Below are 19,412 nucleotides of genomic sequence, written 5' to 3' on the forward strand. Positions count from 1 at the left end.
AAGCGCATAGCCTTCACATGACAAAGATTTCAGCGCAATACCTATCAGCGCGTTTTTGCCGCCGCCGCGAGACGCCAGGCTGCCTGGGCAGCGGTCATACCCGGCTCATTCCAGTACCGGGTCAGCACATCCTGCATGGCCTGCTGTACCGTCGAGGAGGTTGCCATACCCTGCGCCCACGACGGAAGCAGCAAGCCGGACTGCGCCGCCCCCTGAAAGTCCTGCAGCGCCTGCCTGCCGCAAGCATCGTAACGATCCGGGCGGGCGCCGCTGCGCACGGGGATCGACCCCTTTTGCAGACTGAAGCGCTCCTGGAACGCCGGGTCCATCAGGATGGCGGCCAGTTCGGCCTGCGCACGACTGACCTCATGGCTGGTATGACGGAAGAACACAAAACTGTCGACATTGAAGGTAAACATGCCGGCCGTTCCCGGTACCGGCATGCACAGAAAATCGATGCCCGGGCGCTTGCCGGCTGCGAGAAACTCCCCCTTGGCCCAATCACCCATGAACTGCATGGCTGCGCGGCCATTAATGACCATGGCCGTCGACAGGTTCCACTCGCGCCCAACCGCATTCGCGTCGGTGTACGGCTTGAGCCGGCGATAACTCTCCAGCGCCTTTTGCATTACCGCGCCCTTCAGCGCGGCCTGATCCAGCTCGACAAAGGCTTTCTGGTACCATTCCGGCCCACCAACGGCCAGAGCAACACTCTCGAACACCGTTGCATCCTGCCAGGGCTGGCCGCCATAGGCCAGTGGCAAAATGCCGGCCTTTTTCAGCGCGTCCAGTGCGGCAAACAATTCATCCAGCGAGGCCGGGGGCTTGACGCCAGCCTGCCGCAGTAGCCGCGGATTGACCCACAACCAGTTGACCCGGTGCACATTCAGCGGAGCAGCAACGTACTGGCCACGGTACTTCATCATCCGCGCCACCACCGGAGGCAGCACCGCATCCCAGCGCCCAGGAACCGCCACCGCATCAATCGAGGCGAGGCTATCCTCTGCCCCCCACTCCTGAATGGCAGGCCCCTTGATCTGGGCCGCAGCCGGAGGATGGCCAGCCATGACCCGGCTTTTCAGTGCGGTCATGGCATTACTGCCACCGCCTCCCGCAACGGACAAGTCACGCCAGGCGTGGCCGCGCTGCTCCATCACCATACGCAGCTCCCCCAGCGCCCGGCTTTCTCCGCCTGCTGTCCACCAGTGGAGCACCTCCACTTCGGTCGCCCGGCTGTAAGCTGCAACCAGCGTGAGCAGCAGGCTGCACAGGCCTGCTGCCGGGCGGAGTGCGCAACACACTTTTTGCATATCAGCCATGTCGCAACGCCCCATCAGGCACTGGGACACCAGGTCTCCAGCGGAATATCTTTCAGCATTGCCGCCAATTCCATCGCAGAGTGCACACGCATTTTGGTAAAAATCCGGGCCCGATGGACTTCAACGGTCTTGATGCTGATATCCAGGCGATCTGCGACCTGCTTGTTGAGCTTGCCGGCCAGGATTTCACGCAACACCTGCCGCTCGCGCGGGGTAAGCTCCTCCAGCCGACTAAGGACCGAATCCTGCTGCGAACGACTGGTGCGTACAGCGGCATCACGCGCCAGACACGCCTCGACCTTGGCCAGCAACTGGTGATGATCGAAAGGCTTTTCGAGAAAATCGCTGGCACCCTCCTTGACCGCGTTGACCGCCATTGGCACATCGCCATGACCAGTCAGAAAAATGACCGGAGGCACATAGCCGTGCTCTTCTTTCAGACGGGCAAAGAGTTCAAGACCACTCATTCCGGCCATGCGCACATCCACGATAAGGCAACCGAAATCATCAAGTCTGGCATCAGCCAGAAAGGCTTCCGCCGATGCAAAAGTGCGTACTGGCCACTGGCGCGTTTCGAACAGCAGGTCCAGCGAGTCGCATACGGCAACATCGTCATCGATCACGGCAATGCGGGGAGATGGGTTCATGTCGACTCCTGATTCGTTGTTCCAGCCTGTATCAAGGGTAGCCGGAAAGAGAATACCGTGCCGCCCTCGGGATTGGCTTCCGCCCAGAGATGGCCACGGTGTTGCTCGATGATCGAGCGGCAGATATTGAGCCCCATACCCATTCCGTCGGGCTTGGTGCTGAAAAAGGGCTGAAACAGCCGCGCCGGCTCGGCCAGACCCGAGCCATGATCCGCGACATGGATGATCACGTAATGGTCATCCCTGCTGGCGGTCACGCTCACCGAACGCCGCTCGACCGGGGTGTCGGCCATGGCTTCGATGGCATTGCGCAGCAGATTGAAGATGACCTGTTCCAGCATGACCCGGTCACCACAAACCTGAGGCAAACGCCGTGGCAGATTGACAACAATGCTCGCGCTACTGCGGCGTGCCAGCGGCTCCAGCAACTGCTTGGGCATTTCCAGCAACTCGTCGATGGAAAACCACTCGCTGGTGGGCTGACGCTTCAGCACGAACTCGCGGATACCGCGAATGATCTTCCCTGCCCGCCGCGACTGCTCACCGATCTTGTCCAGCGTTGCTCTGACTTTCGGCAGAGCAGGCTCTGGCATATCGAGCAAACTGCCGCACGCGGCGCTATAGCTGGCGATCGCCGCCAGTGGCTGATTCAGTTCATGCGCAAGGCTGGAGGCCAGCTCACCCATGCTGACCAGCCGGGCGGTCAGCTGGAGCTTTTCATCCCGAACCCGGTCGGCATCCTCAGCCTGGCGTTGTGCCGTGATGTCGGTGGCGATTTCCAGCCATGCCCCCCTGCCATCCACCCAGACAATCGGACGGCGCTGGACCTGATACCAGCGGGCAGAAAGCTGATCGTAGCAATCGGCCACCACGCCCTCGCCGGGCTGACTGCGATCATGCTGCATCGGCAGCAAGCATACCGCCCCGGCATCTTCCGGCAACCGGAAGGTGGTAGCGTGATGCCCATTGCGGTAACGCAACTCCCCCGTCTGCATATCCCAGACCGAGACAGCCGCCATTAATCCATCCAGCACGGTCAGCAATTGCTGCCTGGATGCCGCAAGCGCCTCCTTTTCCTGGCGCAATTCGGTAATGTCATACAGCGAAGCCATCCAGCCCCGCTCCTGCCCGGCACTATCCACCAGTCGCGAAGTATAAAGACGCACATCGAAACGCTCGCCATCACGACGGACAAAGCGCGATTCAAAGCCATTGGGCGGGCATTCGCCGCGCAACATGGCTTCGTAGGTGGCGGTACATTCCTGCAATTGTTCGGCCGGCCAGAACGGCAGCGGAGCCCGACAGCCGACCAACTCCATGCTCCGCCAGCCCACCATCTGTGCGAATGCGGGATTGACATAAATCATCCGCCCGTCCCGATCCATGGCCCAGAGACCACTGACCAGCGAATTTTCCATGGCCGATCGGAACAGAATTTCGTCGGTAAGCTCCCGCTCTGCCTGCTGGCGTTCAAGCAGACGCTGCTTCATCAACCGCAGCATCCAGGCCAGCAAGAGCAGAAAGCTCAGAACCAACCCCCAGATTCCCAGCCTGACCCAGGCTCCATGCTGCTGTTTCACTGCCACGGCCCGCAAGCGCAAGCCCTGCCCGGGCGGATCAAAGCTGACCTCCCGCACCATCGTACCCTGCAGCAAGGGCATATTCCGCAGGGGCGCCAACACTTTGCCCTGCACATCAACCAGCTGGAGGTCATAACGTTGCACCATCCACCACGGCACGCGCTGTTGCAGCAATCCGGGTAATGCATACGTAATCAGCACGGCGCCGCGGTAAGCCGTGCCGCGAAAAAACGGTACGGCCTGCATTACCATGGCTGATTCATGCCGAAGCAGCACATTGGAGTAGACCGGATAACCCAGAATGGCCGCGCCATCGAGCATCTCCTGGACCCGCGATTCATCGAGCGCCGGCAAGGAAGAGGGGCGGCTACTGAAAACAGGCAGGCCAGCCTGGCGTACGCCAGCAGAGTCAACCCACTCGATCGCTAGAATTTCCGGGTTGCCACGCATCAGGGCTTCCGCACGGACACGAAAATCATCCGTGCTGATCACCCCGGCGGCCAGTGCATAGGCGAGATTTTCCAGAACATTCTGGTTGGTCTGCAGGCGCACACGAATCTCCTGCTCCTGCCAGAGCAGATCCTGAGCCATGGTTGCCTGCTGCAGGGCGGACTCTTTCTGCCAGTCGAGCCAGAGATACAGACCCAGCGCAAATGCCAGCAAGCCCAGCAGGGCATAGCCGAGATGCCAGGGCCACTGGCCGAAGCGCCAGGCACGAAAACGTATCCGGAATGGAGGTGTCATGTTACAGAGCATAAGGTTGGCAGGCGGGATCCCCCATACGGTATTGCCCTAGGAGGGATACATGGCACCGTATCGACAACAACCCCAGATATGCCAAGCCATTCAAGAGTATACTGAACCGCACAAGGCAAAGGTATTAATGCAGTGCGTCGGATCCGGAGTGGGGCCGATAAAATGCCAGCACTTCGCTGCCATTGCCGACGAACTGGATACCACTGCACAACGCGCGCAAAAGCAGTATGCCGCGCCCGTGGGCCTGCTGGGGCTCTCCTGCCTCGACCCGGCTCCAGGCGGCCCAGTTGAAGCCCGGGCCGCTGTCCTTGACCCTGATCTGCAGCAGTTCGCTGCCACCATAATCCAGCCCGGCCAGATCGATTTCAATTCGGCCTTCCTGCAGATTGGCCAGCCGTTGACTACGCTCCAGCAGGTACTCTTCCATACCCGCGGCACTGTGCTTCAGGCGAGAATCCATGCGCAGCAAGCCATGATCGACCGCATTCACGAACAGCTCTGTCAGAATCAGGAACACATCCGACTGGGAGTGGTTGAGCGCCCTGATTTCATTCACGAATGTCATCATGAAAGGCACCGTATTGATGTAGCGCAGCTCGTCAGCCCCGAGTGTCAGGCTGTAACGCCACTTGCACTCATCGATAGCCAACAAGGCTGGCAGGGTAAAGTCGCTGGCTGGCTGTGCATCACCGTGATCCTGCGTCGCAGGCGGTGGCGTATCGCCCCCAAAGGCCATCAACACCAGCGATACATCATCATGGTGGGGGTGTCCTTGCAAATAGCCAGCCAGACTATCCTTGACACTATCAATCCGGTTACCCGCCAGATTGCCAGCGATGGCTCCGAGCAGGCGATCGAAACCGTAGGCATCCGCGCCGGGAACATGCGCCTCGATCAAGCCATCGGAACAGGCCACAATCAGCCCTTGCTGGTCGTAATAATGCCTGACGGGCACAAAATCCATGCTGTGACTGGGAATGATGCCCAGAGGCAAATTCGAGGACGGCACAGATTTCAGCAACCGCCCGGACGGATCCAGTATCTGAAGCGCGGGCATGCCGCCATTCCAGATTTCCACACAGTCGTTGGCTTCATCCAGTGCGAGCAAGGTCACGGCGACGAAACGCCCAACAGGCAAAACTTGCCGGATCTTGTTATTCATCTCCGCAAGAATGTCGGAAATGCTGTAGCCCTTCTCGGTCATGCTGTAGAAAGGCTGGGTCAGCGGCAAAACATTGAGCGCCGCAGTAAGTCCGTGACCAATTCCGTCCGCAAGCAGTACATGCAGAACCTGCCCGGGGGTCCGGGCCGCCGCGATAAGGTCGCCCGACAGGCTTTCTGCAGGCGAGAGCCAGTATTCCAGCCCCGGGTCGGACAATCGTTCGGCATTGACCATCTGCTCGATCAGATGACGCGCCACACGCTTTTCTTCTTCGGCACGATCATAGTAATCGGCAAGCTTGGTCGACTGCTCGACAACCTGACGATTGAGATCCAGCGTACGACTGAAAGCCTTCAGCTTTGCCTCAAGCACGCGGAAATTGACGGGCTTGTTGATGTAATCATCTGCGCCCTGTTCGATGGCCTCGGCCAGCCTGTTTTCCTCACCGACACCGGTAACGAAAACGATCGGCACCCAGACAGCACCAGATTCGGCCTTGATGATGGCGGCAGCCTCGGGGCCGGACATGACAGGCATCATCATGTCCATCAAGACCAGATCGGGCCGGTGGGCACGCCAGGTATCGATAGCTTCCTGCCCATTCCGGGCCTGTACTGCGCTATGTCCCAGAGCCTCGACGAAACGGGAGATCAGTAGCAGGACTGCATCCGTATCGTCGACGACAAGGATTTTCATGCGATTTTCTGAATGATCAGCGGATCGTGAAAATTTTGCCGAAACAGGCGATTTCAAGCACCTGCTTGACCGCATCACGACAATTGACCAGTGCCAGAGTCTTGTTGGCCGAGCCGATCTTTTCTTTTAACAACAACAACATTCCCAGGGCAGAGCTATCCAGATAATTGACATTCTGGAAATCAACCAGCACTTCACGCACTTCGGGATTGGCGATCAGTGATTCGCAGACTTGGCGAAACTCACGGTGCGCACTGAAATCAAATTGCCCGGACAAAATTACACGACCAGTGCTGCCCTCGATCTGTACTGTCGGCGTCATAAATCACGACCTCTAAATAAAACTTGCTTTCGAATATGGACATCCAGCGCAGAAACCCCTAATCCACTGGAGCCTCACTCCCTGCCCAAACGGCAGCGCTGCACGTGCTTAAGTTAGTATGCTATGAAGCGACAGGCAAGCGTAATATGAATGTCGCCCCCTGTGTACGTGTTGTATCAATCACAACGTCCCCACCCCATCCGACCAGCAGATTGCGTACAATCGCCAGCCCCAGGCCAGTGCCATCCTTTTTGGTTGTATAAAACGGCTCGAACAATCGCTCCAACTGCTCGGCAGAAACCCCCGGCCCAGCATCGGAAACAGAAATGCAGGCGTACGATCCATCACGCCAAAGTCTAACCCGCAACGGCATCCCAGCAAAAGCAACATGCAAGGCATTGTCGAGCAGATTGCCCAACGCCCCCACCATCTCCCGACGATTCAGCACAGCCGCGACGGCTTCGTCTTCGATCACACACTCCAGCTGAACTCCTGCCGCATCAATCGCTTCTGACTGCTGTAACAACGCCTCTTTCACCACGTCAGCCAGCAGGCAAGACTCCACTTCCTGCTGCTGCCCACGAACAAATCGCAGCATATTTCCAATCAATACTTCGAGATGACGCAGCCTGCTCTGTAGCTTGGCAGCAACACGTTGGCGATCCGGACCGGAAATCTGCTCGGCCTGCAAATGCCCGGCATAAAGCATTGCCGTTGCCAGAGGAGTACGCAGCTGATGCGCCAATCCCGCCGACATTTCGCCCATGGCCACCAGTCGCTCATGCCTGGCTAGCGCCTGTTGCATGCGGTGAAAATCCGTCATGTCATTGATTAGCGCCAGACGACATGACTCTTCCGGCACAGGACTCTCTGCGAGTGCGAACCAAGCTTCCTTGCCGACCGCCTTGTGCAGTTGCGGCTCTTGTTCGCGCACAGGCTCAAGGTTCGCGGAAACCCAATCAGCCCACAAACAATCGGCCAGAAGCCCCGGAAACATTGCTCTTGCAGCTCGATTCAGCGAAGAAATGCGCCCTTCTGCCGAAATTTCCACAACGCCCGCCGGGAGCTGGTCCAGCAAGGATGACAATCTTCTGGACAAGGCCGCCTTTTCATCCAGCTGCTCGCGCAACTTCCCATTTGCAAGCTCAAGCTGGGATGTCAGAAAAACGACCTGCTGCTGCAAATCGGCATACGATGAACTAAGCGCTTTTGAGGCTTCGGCAAACAGAGAGAATGCGGCCTCCAGCTCTTGCGGATCCAGTCGCTCGCTTTGTGAGTCCATCAGTTCGGCTTCCTTGTTGCTGTGATTCTTTTCGATTATAAAGAGGCGAGATGCTGTGCGGTTTTTCTTCGAAGTACTCACCCAGCCGTGCCATTTCCTCAATCTACGGGTTAAACTGCCGATAACAGTGTTTTCTTATGCACGACCAGGTTCTAACAGGAGGACGTTGTGTCTGATCTTCTGAAAAATATCGATGCCCGAACGAAACTGGCCGGCACCAACAAGCTCGAGATACTGCTGTTCACACTCGGACTGGATCAACGCTCAGGACGCCGCGAGACCTTCGGGATCAATGTTTTCAAAGTGCGCGAAGTCATGCGCACACCCGAAATCACCCAAGCACCAGAAATGCCCTCATCCGTTGAAGGCATGGTCAGCCTGCGAGGGACACTGGTTCCGGTCATTGATCTTGCCAAGTATGCGGGAATCAGTACGGAAAGCCGCCCGGAAATCATGATTGTTTCCGAGTACAACGGACATACCCAGGGTTTTCTGGTCGAAGCTGTCGACACCATCCTGCGGCTTGACTGGTCGGTGATGCGAGTGCCACCGGACATGCTCACCATGCAGATGGGCGGACTGGTGACCGCAGTGACAGAACTGGAAAATGGCAAGCTTGTCATGATGCTGGACGTCGAAAAAGTACTGGCCGAAACCACGGCTGGCGCAACTGAAATCGATGTCAATGTCATCATTCAAGACAAAAATTTCGTCACCAAAACAGTCTATTTCGCCGACGACTCGGTGGTGGCTCGCCGCCAGATCGAAATGACACTGGATGCCATGCAAGTGCGGCACATGCATGCCATCAACGGGAAGCGCGCCTGGGATGACTTGCTGCGGCTTGCGCAATCAGCGGAGATTCAGGGCAAGCATGTACGGGATCTGGTGCAATTAATCCTGACCGACGTGGAAATGCCCGAGATGGATGGTTACATGCTAACCAGAATGATCAAGAGCGATCCCCGGTTTGCCGGCATCCCTGTGCTGATGCACTCCTCGCTATCCGGTTTATCCAACCAGAAGCTCGGGCATTCGGTCGGTGTTGATGGTTATGTCGCCAAGTTCGAACCCCACAAACTCTCCGAAACCATCGCCAATTTCCTGCTCAAGGATATGTGATTCAACGCCAGCCTTACCTGAGAGCGAGTAACCACTATGAGTCAACAAGCTAACCTGCTGGAAAGTGTCGATGCGCGCACCAAGCTCGCCGGCTCCAACAAGATGGAAATCTTGTTGTTTACCTTGGGCACGCGTGAAATTTTCGGGATTAACGTTTTCAAAGTCAGGGAAGTATCCCAGACCCCAAAAATTACCAAAACACCCAATATGCCACACGGCGTAGAGGGCGTAATTTCGCTGCGCGGAAACATCATTCCGGTTATCGCCCTATCCCGTTTTGTCGCCACCCAAGAGCCAACAGATGCGGACACGACCAGCACCATGATCGTGACCGAATTCTCGAAGCACACCCAGGCATTTCTGGTTCACGCCGTAGACCGGATTATCCGCGTGGACTGGGACAAGGTCAGGGCGCCAGAAACAATGCTTGCCGGCAACCAGGCACTGATCACGGCAATTACCGAACTGCCAGACGGCAAACTGGTGTCGATTCTCGATGTGGAACAGATCCTATCGACCGTAATCGGAGAGCCGGTTATCCCTGAACTCCCCAAAGCAACGATTGACCCCGATACATTCATGTTCTTCGTTGACGACTCCATGGTCGCTCGCAAGGAAATTGTCGGGGTCCTGGACAAAATCGGCATCAAATATTATCAGGCCAACAATGGCAAGGAAGCCTGGGACAAACTGCAAAATCTGGCAAACCGAGCGGTACACGATGGCGAACGCCTCAAGGACAAACTCAAGCTGGTGCTGGTTGACGCTGAAATGCCTGAGATGGATGGCTATGTATTGACCAAGCACATCAAATCTGACCATCGCTTCCAGGGAATCCCCGTGGTCATGCATTCGTCGCTCTCCTCGAACGCGAACAGAGCCATGGGATCAAGCGTTGGTGTTGACGCATACGTCGCGAAATTCGATGCCCTCATCCTTGCCGACACCCTGACCCCTCTGCTCGCAGGTTAAAATGACGGATTTGATTAGCAGCACTCAGGCTGCGCGGAGTGAAACACAATGAATGATCAGAACATGCGCTTTCTCGTCGTGGATGATTTCTCCACGATGCGCCGCATTGTCCGGAATCTGCTGAAAGAACTTGGCTACTCCAACGTGGACGAAGCCGAGGATGGCCAGGTTGCAATGCATAAACTAAAGAATGGCTCTTTCGATTTCGTGGTCACCGACTGGAATATGCCGAATGTGACCGGCATCGAACTACTGCGCCAGATTCGTGCCGATGCTCAACTCAAACACCTGCCGGTGCTCATGGTTACCGCCGAAGCAAAAAAGGAAAACATCATCGAGGCCGCAACAGCAGGTGCGAATGGCTACATCGTCAAGCCGTTCACCGCTGCAACCCTTGATGAGAAATTGAAGAAAATTTTCGCCAACATGGCCAAGTGATCGGCAGAACAAAGCGAATACACAGGAGAACACTGTGAGCGACCAAGCACTCAATAGCGGCGATTCGGCAGAACTCGAAGCACTCTTTGACAGCATTCTGGCCACCAGCCAAGGCAATGACTCTGCGCCCCCCGCGTCACCCGAGTTCACAACTACCGTGTCAACGCCGGCCCCCGCCACACAGGAAGCGGTCGCAGAACCTGCAGCGCCTTCAGTGGAAATGAGCCCGTCAAACGAGGGAGATCAGCTTGCCGAGCCGGCCAAGTCCATGTTCTCCCATATCGGACAACTGACACGGAAGCTTCACGACACCTTGCGTCAACTTGGTCTGGACAAATCTCTTGAACAAGCTGCCTCGCAGATACCTGATGCGCGTGATCGACTGTCGTACATCGCGACGATGACGGAACAGGCTGCAGAGCGGACGCTGAACGCACTGGATGTTGCCAAACCATTACAAGATCGCATCAGCAACGACTCAGCTCAGCTAGCGGCAGAATGGGAACGGCTGTTCGCCAACCAATTGAGCGTTGATGAATTCAAGCAACTGGCTGAACGCACCAAGGCGTTTCTGAACATGGCTCATGCCGACTCGGAAAAAATCAACAGCCAAATGCTCGAAATCATGATGGCCCAAGACTTCCAGGATCTGACCGGCCAGGTCATCAAGAAAGTACTGGGCATGGCCAAGGAAATGGAGCAGCAGCTACTCGACTTCCTGCTGATGTTCTCGCCACAAGGCGTCAAGCAGGATGATGGTTCGCTACTAAACGGCCCGGTCGTCAAGGCAGAAGGCCGCACGGATATTGTCACTAATCAGGCACAGGTCGACGACCTGCTGGAAAGTCTCGGCTTCTAAGCCCTGCGAGGAGAGCGACATGAGTGACTTTGGCGGAATGGAAGATCTGCTGCAGGACTTTCTGACGGAATCGTCGGAACTGCTGTCTGAAGTAGACAATAAACTGGTCGAACTGGAAAAAAGGCCGAATGATCGTGCACTGCTGAATGACATTTTCCGCGGATTCCACACCATCAAGGGAGGTGCAGGTTTTCTGAACGTCGACCCGATGGTAAGCCTGTGTCACCGGACGGAAAATTTGTTCGACAAGCTCCGCAATGGCGAACTCTCGCTTACCCCGGAGATCATGGATGCCATTCTCGCTGCGACAGGCGTAGTTCGCGACATGTTCGGTGCCATGTCACAATCCCGGCAACCCGCCCCAGCGGATCAACACTTGCTGCAACTGCTGGACAACGTACTGGAAGGGCGGGCTACGCACGCAGAGCCCCCTGCACAAGCAGCCGAACCCGTCACGATCGATGTCACTCCGACAGAAGTCCGCCCTCCCATGCCTCAGCCAGGCAGTCCGGACTGGAATCAGCTTTATGATGGATTACTTGGAACCAATACGGCGCAGGCTGCGCCACCGGCGGCAACGCCTTCAGCAACTGTACCAGCGTATGAGGCCCCCCAGACTCATACAATCCCCGTGATGCCAGTCCAAACACCTGTATCACCCAAAGCGGTTGTCCAGGACCCGATGACATTACTCAAACCGGCGCCGGCTGCAACACTGAACAAACCTGCAACCACTGGCCAGCAATTGTCTGCACCGGAAACAACGATCCGTATCGACACCGTACGCCTGGATCAGGTACTGAACCTTTCTGGCGAAATTGGCCTGACCAAAAACCGTCTGACCACACTGCGCTCGGACATCATGTCCGGCAAAATTGATGGCCCCACACTGAAATCGCTTGATGAGGCCATCGGGCAACTGGATTTGCTGGTGGGGGATCTGCAAAACGCAGTCATGAAAACCCGCATGCAGCCAATCGGCCGGCTGTTCCAGAAATACCCCAGACTTGCACGAGACCTAGCTCGCCAGCTTGGCAAAGATGTCGAACTGGTGATTTCAGGTGAAGAAACCGAACTCGATAAAACCATGCTGGAGGATCTGAACGATCCACTCGTTCACTTGGTGCGCAATGCAGTAGATCATGGCATTGAAACCACCGAGGAGCGCCAGGCCACCGGCAAATCAAGCAAGGCCATTGTCGAACTGTCGGCCACCCAGGTAGGCGACCATATCCTGATTGAAATTACGGACGATGGCCGCGGCATGCGCCCTGACGTCATCCGGCGCAAGGCAGTCGAAAAAGGCCTGATCGACATTGAAACAGCCAACAGTCTCGATGACAAACAGAGCCTGCAGCTGATTTTCATGCCGGGATTTTCGACCAAGGACCAGATCTCGAACGTATCCGGTCGCGGTGTCGGCATGGATGTAGTAAAAACCAACATCCAGCGACTCAATGGGCGCATCGATATCCAGTCGGTCGTCGGGGAAGGCTCCCGATTCACCATTTCCCTGCCGCTGACGCTAGCGATTCTGCCCGTACTGGTCGTCAAGGTCTGCGAGCAGCCGTTTGCTGTGCCGTTGGCCATGGTTCGCGAAATCATCACCATTCGCCAAGAACAGGTACAGGAAGTGTCGGGCAGAGCAACCATTGTGGTTCGCGACGAGATACTGTCAGTTCGATCCCTTGCCCACCTGATCGGCTGGCAGGAAACGCAGTTGCCGCAGTTCGGTGTCCTGATGCAGTCAGCGGAGCACTCCTTCATTCTCGCCGTGGATAGTTTTGTCGGTCGTGATGATGTCGTCATCAAACCGCTGCAGAATATCCGCCCCAGAGGCATCGCCGGGGCAACACTATCCGGAGATGGCTCGATCGTTCTGGTTCTCGACATGGAAGACCTGCTTTCATCGACCCATGCCGACAGCTCGGCCATCATGACCTCGCGACTTGTAGAACAACTGTAACCGGAGTTCGGGTCAGAACATGACCTGAACTGACGAACTGCGAACAACCCGTACATGGACCACAACATGCAAGAACATGCGTTTGTCGGACGACAACCCATTCTGAACCGGCAGCAGCAAATCATCGGCTACGAACTCCTGTTCCGCCTGAACAAGGAAGCCAAGACCGCCGAGTTTTCCAGCGACATGCAGGCTGGCACAAACGTACTGGTCAATACGTTGTCGAACATGGGCACGGACTGGCTGGTCGGCAACAAGCTGGCGTTTATCAACGTGGCCGAAGCCATGCTGGAGAGCAACTTTCTCGAACTGCTGCAAGCCAACAGGGTAGTACTTGAAGTCGTCGAAAGCACCCAAGCCACCCCGGAACTGCTCGAGCGCCTGAAGGATCTGCGCAGCCAGGGCTTTGGCATCGCACTGGATGATTTCGTACTCACGCCGCAAACCGCGCCGTTCATGGAGCATGCCAATTACATCAAGCTGGATATCCAGCAACTGGGAATGCCGCAAATCCCCGGGCTGTCAAAGGAACTGCGCCGCTACCCCGCGCTGCAGGTCGCCGAAAAGGTCGAAACCAAGGACGAGTTCAAGCAGTGCCTCGACATCGGTTTTGACTGCTTCCAGGGCTATTATTTTGCACACCCCGAGACCCTCTCAGCGAAAGTCATCAATCCGGGTTACGCCAATATCCTGAACCTGCTGAACATGCTGCGGAACAATGCTGAAATCCGTGACATTGAAAATGCACTCAAACGCGATGTTGCCCTGTCATTCAAGCTGCTGCGCTACATCAACTCGGCGGGCTTCGGTCTGTCCTGCGAAATCCAGTCCTTCCGTCATGCAGTCACAATTCTGGGGTATCAGAAGCTGTACCGCTGGCTGACCCTGCTTCTGGTTACGGCTGGCGCAGAAACGGGGGCCGCTCCGGCACTACTGAAAACAGCGGTTACCCGTGGCCGACTGGTCGAACTGCTGGGCAGCCACTTCCTTGATGGGCAGGAGCGCGACAATCTGTTCATCGTCGGCATGTTCTCATTGCTGGACGTACTGCTCGACATGCCGATGGATCAGGTACTGGAAACACTGATTCTGCCGGAAAACGTTACCGATGCCCTGCTGCAGCGACAGGGGATTTACGGCCCCTTCCTCGAGCTTGCTGAAGCCTGCGAAGACCCGGAAATGACCGAAGTTCCGCGACTTTGCGAGCAACTGCAGATCAGCCCGGAGATGCTGAATAAATCCCACGTGCAATCACTGGCCTGGGTCGAAGAACTCGGCGTCTAGGCAGGCATCACGCAAAACAAAACGGCTCCAGCGGAGCCGTTTTGTTTTTCACTCGTGCAGGCGGCTGGCTAGCCAGCCCAAAGCTCACACGCCGCGAGCGCGCTCTGCATGGAAACGGGCTACAAAAGCCGGAAAAGCATCCTGCTCGATCGCTGTGCGCATCTCAGCCATCAGCACCTGGTAATACCGCAAGTTGTGGATAGTATTGAGCTGGGCACCAAGAATTTCGCCGCTGCGGAACAGATGATGCAGATAAGCCCTGCTGAAATTGCGGCAGGTATAACAATCGCAGGATTCATCCAGCGGGCGCTTGTCCTGGCGATGTACGGCGTTCTTGATCTTGATGTCGCCATAACGGGTAAACAGCATGCCGTTGCGAGCATTACGCGTCGGCATCACACAGTCGAACATGTCGATGCCTTGCGATACGCCATAGACCAGATCCTCTGGCGTGCCCACACCCATCAGGTAGCGCGGTTTGTTGACCGGCAGCTTCGGCGCGGTATGCGCCAAAATGCGCGCCATATCCTCTTTCGGCTCGCCGACGCTCAGGCCACCGATCGCCATGCCATGGAAGCCGATGTCGTCCAGCCCCGCCAGCGATTCGTCGCGCAAATCTTCATACATGCCACCCTGCACGATGCCGAACAGCGCGTTCGGATTTTCCAGGCGGTCAAACTCGTCGCGCGAGCGGCGCGCCCAGCGCAGCGACAGCCGCATCGAATCGGCGGCCTGCTTGCGGTCCGCAGGGTACGGCGTGCATTCGTCAAAGATCATCACGATATCGGAATTCAGCACCTTCTGGATCCGCATCGACTCTTCCGGCGTCAGCATCAGCTTGTCGCCATTCACCGGACTCTGGAAACGCACGCCTTCTTCGGTGATCTTGCGCATGTCGCCAAGGCTGAACACCTGGAAGCCGCCGGAATCGGTCAGGATGGGCTTGTTCCAGCCCATGAAGTCGTGCAGGCCACCAAACTGGCTGACCACTTCCAAGCCGGGCCGCAACCACAGGTGGAAGGTGTTGCCCAGACAGATCTGCGCCTGGATTTCGTGCAGGTCACGCGGGGTCATCGCCTTGACGGTGCCATAGGTGCCCACCGGCATGAAGACCGGGGTTTCCACCACGCCGTGATTCAGTGTCATGGTGCCGCGGCGTGCGCCGGCACTGGTCGTTTTCAGTTCGAAGCTCAGACTCATTAATATCTCGCAGCCCGGATAAACAGTCCGGCGCAATAGGTTGCAATGTATGCACCTGCAATCATTATTTGCAAATGATCACAGGCAAATACCCTGGGATTAATTCGCTTGTTTTTCCAGCAGCATGGCATCGCCATAACTGAAGAAACGGTATTCCTGTGCCACCGCATGCTGATACGCGGCACGCATGGGTTCCAGCCCGGCAAAGGCGGCCACCAGCATCAACAGGGTCGAGCGTGGCAGGTGAAAATTGGTGATCAGGCGGTCGACAACGCGGAACTGGTAGCCGGGGGTAATGAAGATATTGGTATCGCCCTCCGGCTCAGCCAGCAAGCCCTGCTGGGAAGCGGCTTCCAGCGCCCGCAACGAGGTCGTCCCCACTGCAATGATACGCCCACCTGCCGCCTTGGCGGCCTTCAGACGCTCGACCACTTCCGGTGCGATGCGGTAGCGCTCGCTGTGCATGGTGTGATCCTTGATATTCTCGACCTGCACCGGCTTGAAGGTACCCGCCCCGACATGCAGAGTCAAAAATTCCATAGCAATGCCGCGGGAGCGTAATTCTGCCAGCAATTCGTCGGTAAAGTGCAACCCGGCCGTCGGCGCAGCAACCGCACCGGGATCACGGGCGTAAACCGTCTGGTAGCGCTTGGCATCCTCTTCGTCCGGTGTGTGTGTAATGTAAGGGGGGAGCGGTAAGGCGCCGGAGACTTCCAGCATATCCAGCACGGTGCGCACGCCTTGCGGGGCGGTGGCAAAGTCAAATTCCAGCAGGAACATCTCGGATTGGCGTTCCAGCATGGTCGCGGTAAAACCACCCTGAAAATGCAGCATGGCACCGGGTTTGGGCGACTTGCTGGCGCGAATCATCGCCAGCGCGCGATTTTCGCCGAGAACCCGTTCAACCAGCGCCTCGATCTTGCCCCCGCTGGCCTTCTCACCGAACAGGCGCGCCTTGATCACCTTGGTATCGTTAAAGACCAGTACATCGCCGGCACGCAGCAATTGCAGCAGATCGCCAAAGTGCAGATCAGCACGCTCCTGGCCCGCCACATGCAGCAGGCGACTGGCACCGCGCACTTCGGGCGGAAACTGGGCGATCAGGTGTTCGGGAAGGTGATAATCAAAATCGGCAATGTGCATCGAGAATGTCCACAAAATGCAGTAAGTAGCAAAACTACGCGATGATACCATCCGTTACGGCTGGAACCCGCGTCAGTATTAGTTTTTCCTGCTACATCGACCTGTTTCGTACAGGAAAGTTGCCGGAAAATGCCGGCTTTTTCTGGACAAGTTCGTCCATCCTGCGGCAAACTCCGCCCGTTATACGACGACGATGGGTTGATTGCATGGCACAGCAGCAGTCGATACTGGTGTTACACGGACCAAACCTGAACCTGCTGGGCACACGAGAGCCCCAGCACTACGGCGCGGATACGCTAGCCAGTATCAACGGGAAGCTGGTTGGCATGGGCGAAGAGCGCGGCATACCCGTCGAGTGCTTCCAGTCCAACCGGGAGTACGAGCTGATCGAGCGCATCCACGCCACGCTCGCTGACGGCACGGCCTACATCGTCATCAATCCGGCCGCCTTCACGCACACCAGCGTGGCGTTGCGTGATGCTCTGGCCGGAGTCAAAAAACCGTTTGTGGAAGTCCACTTGTCCAATGTGCATGCCCGCGAGGCATTCCGGCACCACTCCTATTTTTCGGATCTGGCGACCGGTGTGATCTGCGGCTTGGGCGCGCGTGGCTACGAATACGCGCTGCGTTTTGCCATGGACCAGCTCCAGCCAGCCTGAACCGGGCGGGCATCCGACTGACCACATCCCAGAATACTTGAGAGAAGAGGTTGCATTCATGGATTTGCGTAAACTGAAGAAACTGATCGACCTGGTAGAAGAATCCGGCATTGCCGAGCTGGAAGTCACCGAAGGCGAAGAAAAGGTACGCATCACCCGCGTCAACCAGAATGTGGCTGCCTACGCCGCCGCGCCGATGCAATACCAACTGCCGGCTGCTGCACCGGCTGCGCCGTCCGCGCCCGCAGCAGAAGCCCCTGCCGCCGCAAGCGGCCTGCCGGCAGGCCATGTGGTCAAGTCCCCGATGGTTGGCTCTTTCTACCGCGCCGCTGGCCCGGATGCCAAACCCTTTGTCGAAGTCGGCCAGACCGTCAATGCTGGCGACACCCTGTGCATCATCGAAGCGATGAAGCTGATGAACGAGATCGAAGCCGACGCCTCCGGCACCGTGAAGGCCATCCTGATCAACAATGGCGAGCCGGTTGAATATGGCGAGCCGCTGTTTGTGATCGGCTGATTCTGTGAGCGCCCGGCACGCCATGCGTGCCGCCCTGTCACCCCTCACGGAGTACCGCAATGTTTGAAAAAGTACTGATCGCCAACCGTGGCGAAATCGCCCTGCGCGTGCTGCGCGCCTGCCGCGAAATGGGCATCAAGACCGTGGTCGTGCATTCCGAAATCGACCGCGAAGCCAAGTATGTGAAGCTGGCCGATGAATCGGTCTGCATCGGCCCGAACCCCTCCCCGCAGTCCTATCTCAATATGGCTGCCCTGATCGCGGCTGCTGAAGTCACCGGCGCACAGGCCATCCATCCCGGCTATGGGTTTCTGAGCGAGAATGCCGATTTTGCGCAGCGGGTCGAAGAATCCGGCTTCGCCTTCATCGGCCCGACCCCCGAATCGATCCGCATCATGGGCGACAAGGTGTCGGCCAAGGATGCAATGAAAAAAGCCGGCGTTCCCTGCGTTCCCGGTTCGGACGGCGCATTGCCCGACGATCCGAAGGAAATGCTCGAAATCGGTCGCAAGGTCGGCTATCCGGTGATCATCAAAGCTGCCGGTGGTGGCGGTGGTCGCGGCATGCGCGTGGTACACAACGAGGAAGAGCTGCTGCGCTCAGTCGAAATGACCAAGAGCGAAGCACAGGCTGCCTTCGGCAACCCGGTCGTCTACATGGAAAAATTCCTGCAGACCCCGCGCCACGTCGAAATCCAGGTGCTGGCTGACCAGCATGGCAATGCCATCTATCTGGGCGAGCGTGATTGCTCCTTGCAGCGCCGTCACCAGAAAGTGATCGAGGAAGCGCCGGCACCGGGCGTCACCGACGAACAACGCCGCAAGGTTGGCGAAGCCTGCGTGGCCGCCTGCAAGCTGATCGGCTACCGCGGCGCCGGCACCTTCGAGTTCCTGTACGAAAACGGCGAGTTCTACTTCATCGAGATGAACACCCGCGTGCAGGTCGAGCACCCGGTGACCGAGCTGATTACCGGCATCGACATCGTGCAGGAGCAGATCCGTGTGGCTGCCGGCCTGCCGCTGCAATACACGCAGGATGACGTCGTACTGAAGGGTCACTCGATCGAGTGCCGCATCAATGCCGAAGACCCGCTCAAGTTCATCCCCAGCCCAGGTCGCATTACCACCTGGCACACGCCGGGCGGCCCGGGCGTGCGCGTTGATTCGCACGTTTACACCGGCTATTTCGTCCCGCCCAACTACGACTCGATGATCGGCAAGATCATTACCTACGGCAAGACGCGTGAACAGGCTATGGCTCGCATGCGCATTGCCTTGTCGGAAATGGTGGTTCAGGGCATCTCGACCAACATCCCGCTGCACCAGCAACTCCTGCTGGACGCCGAGTTCATCAAGGGCGGCACCAGCATTCATCATCTGGAACACCAGATGCCGGAAATCCGTGCGGTACTGGAAAAAAAACTCGCCAGTTAAATTGCGCTGATGCACACAACAAAGGCAGCCTTGGGGTTGCCTTTGTTTTTATACC

General features: G+C 57.2%; 17 protein-coding genes. 9 read left to right on the forward strand and 8 right to left on the reverse strand.

The features are described from left to right. Positions 1-44 precede the first annotated feature (44 nt). The 6 genes from INR99_RS12635 to INR99_RS17825 form a co-directional block, all read right to left on the reverse strand. Positions 45-1,349: an ABC transporter substrate-binding protein gene (locus INR99_RS12635; RefSeq protein WP_308431490.1), complete on the reverse strand. Its 1,305-nt coding sequence runs from the start codon at positions 1,347-1,349 to the stop codon at positions 45-47. Next, complete coding sequence (locus tag INR99_RS12640) at positions 1,334-1,966, reverse strand: response regulator transcription factor (protein ID WP_194116703.1); 633 nt, start codon at positions 1,964-1,966, stop codon at positions 1,334-1,336. The genes INR99_RS12635 and INR99_RS12640 overlap by 16 nt, the downstream gene beginning before the upstream one ends. Continuing rightward, positions 1,963-4,290 carry a PAS domain-containing sensor histidine kinase gene (locus INR99_RS12645; protein WP_194116704.1) on the reverse strand — a complete coding sequence of 776 codons (2,328 nt, stop codon included), beginning with the start codon at positions 4,288-4,290 and terminating at the stop codon, positions 1,963-1,965. The genes INR99_RS12640 and INR99_RS12645 overlap by 4 nt, the downstream gene beginning before the upstream one ends. 136 nt (positions 4,291-4,426) lie before the next feature. Then, a complete protein-coding gene (locus tag INR99_RS12650) occupies positions 4,427-6,160 on the reverse strand; it encodes an ATP-binding SpoIIE family protein phosphatase (RefSeq protein ID WP_194116705.1) in 1,734 nt (577 codons plus the stop codon). Between the two features lie 16 nt (positions 6,161-6,176). Beyond that, a complete protein-coding gene (locus INR99_RS12655; protein WP_194116706.1) occupies positions 6,177-6,482 on the reverse strand; it encodes an STAS domain-containing protein in 306 nt (101 codons plus the stop codon). A gap of 121 nt (positions 6,483-6,603) precedes the next feature. Beyond that, positions 6,604-7,845, reverse strand: a complete 1,242-nt coding sequence (locus tag INR99_RS17825; protein WP_194116707.1) for a sensor histidine kinase — start codon at positions 7,843-7,845, stop codon at positions 6,604-6,606. 87 nt (positions 7,846-7,932) lie between these two features. Here INR99_RS17825 and INR99_RS12665 point away from each other — a divergent pair, with 87 nt between their 5' ends. The 6 genes from INR99_RS12665 (at position 7,933) to INR99_RS12690 (ending at position 14,405) form a co-directional block, all read left to right on the forward strand. After that, the gene (locus tag INR99_RS12665) at positions 7,933-8,886 is read left to right on the forward strand and encodes a chemotaxis protein (RefSeq protein WP_194116708.1); all 954 of its coding nucleotides are present in this window, start codon (positions 7,933-7,935) and stop codon (positions 8,884-8,886) included. Between the two features lie 36 nt (positions 8,887-8,922). Continuing rightward, the gene (locus tag INR99_RS12670) at positions 8,923-9,858 is read left to right on the forward strand and encodes a chemotaxis protein (protein ID WP_194116709.1); all 936 of its coding nucleotides are present in this window, start codon (positions 8,923-8,925) and stop codon (positions 9,856-9,858) included. Between the two features lie 48 nt (positions 9,859-9,906). Further along, complete coding sequence (gene cheY / locus INR99_RS12675; protein ID WP_194116710.1) at positions 9,907-10,296, forward strand: chemotaxis response regulator CheY; 390 nt, start codon at positions 9,907-9,909, stop codon at positions 10,294-10,296. A 34-nt stretch (positions 10,297-10,330) separates the two neighbouring features. Beyond that, complete coding sequence (cheZ, locus tag INR99_RS12680; protein ID WP_194116711.1) at positions 10,331-11,155, forward strand: protein phosphatase CheZ; 825 nt, start codon at positions 10,331-10,333, stop codon at positions 11,153-11,155. A 19-nt stretch (positions 11,156-11,174) separates the two neighbouring features. Continuing rightward, the gene (locus INR99_RS12685; protein WP_194116712.1) at positions 11,175-13,121 is read left to right on the forward strand and encodes a chemotaxis protein CheA; all 1,947 of its coding nucleotides are present in this window, start codon (positions 11,175-11,177) and stop codon (positions 13,119-13,121) included. Positions 13,122-13,187: 66 nt separating this feature from the next. Next, a complete protein-coding gene (locus INR99_RS12690; protein ID WP_194116713.1) occupies positions 13,188-14,405 on the forward strand; it encodes an EAL and HDOD domain-containing protein in 1,218 nt (405 codons plus the stop codon). A gap of 84 nt (positions 14,406-14,489) precedes the next feature. On the opposite strand, the gene tgt is transcribed toward INR99_RS12690, so the two are convergent. Together tgt and queA are read right to left on the reverse strand one after the other, a co-directional pair. Further along, positions 14,490-15,605: a tRNA guanosine(34) transglycosylase Tgt gene (tgt, locus tag INR99_RS12695; RefSeq protein ID WP_228098293.1), complete on the reverse strand. Its 1,116-nt coding sequence runs from the start codon at positions 15,603-15,605 to the stop codon at positions 14,490-14,492. 99 nt (positions 15,606-15,704) lie between these two features. Further along, positions 15,705-16,748 (reverse strand): tRNA preQ1(34) S-adenosylmethionine ribosyltransferase-isomerase QueA, encoded by a 1,044-nt coding sequence (gene queA, locus INR99_RS12700; RefSeq protein ID WP_194116714.1) that lies wholly within the window; start codon positions 16,746-16,748, stop codon positions 15,705-15,707. 206 nt (positions 16,749-16,954) lie between these two features. Between queA and aroQ the strand changes: the two genes are divergently transcribed. The 3 genes from aroQ to accC are packed head-to-tail and all read left to right on the forward strand — an operon-like array spanning position 16,955 to position 19,357. Further along, complete coding sequence (gene aroQ / locus INR99_RS12705; protein ID WP_194116715.1) at positions 16,955-17,407, forward strand: type II 3-dehydroquinate dehydratase; 453 nt, start codon at positions 16,955-16,957, stop codon at positions 17,405-17,407. Between the two features lie 58 nt (positions 17,408-17,465). After that, positions 17,466-17,924 carry an acetyl-CoA carboxylase biotin carboxyl carrier protein gene (gene accB / locus INR99_RS12710; protein WP_194116716.1) on the forward strand — a complete coding sequence of 153 codons (459 nt, stop codon included), beginning with the start codon at positions 17,466-17,468 and terminating at the stop codon, positions 17,922-17,924. A gap of 59 nt (positions 17,925-17,983) precedes the next feature. Continuing rightward, entirely contained in the window at positions 17,984-19,357 is a 1,374-nt protein-coding gene (accC, locus tag INR99_RS12715; protein WP_194116717.1) for an acetyl-CoA carboxylase biotin carboxylase subunit, read from the forward strand. The last annotated feature ends 55 nt before the right edge of the window (positions 19,358-19,412 follow it).

Source organism: Chitinilyticum piscinae, from assembly GCF_015223195.1.
Classification (GTDB): Bacteria; Pseudomonadota; Gammaproteobacteria; order Burkholderiales; family Chitinibacteraceae; genus Chitinilyticum; species Chitinilyticum piscinae.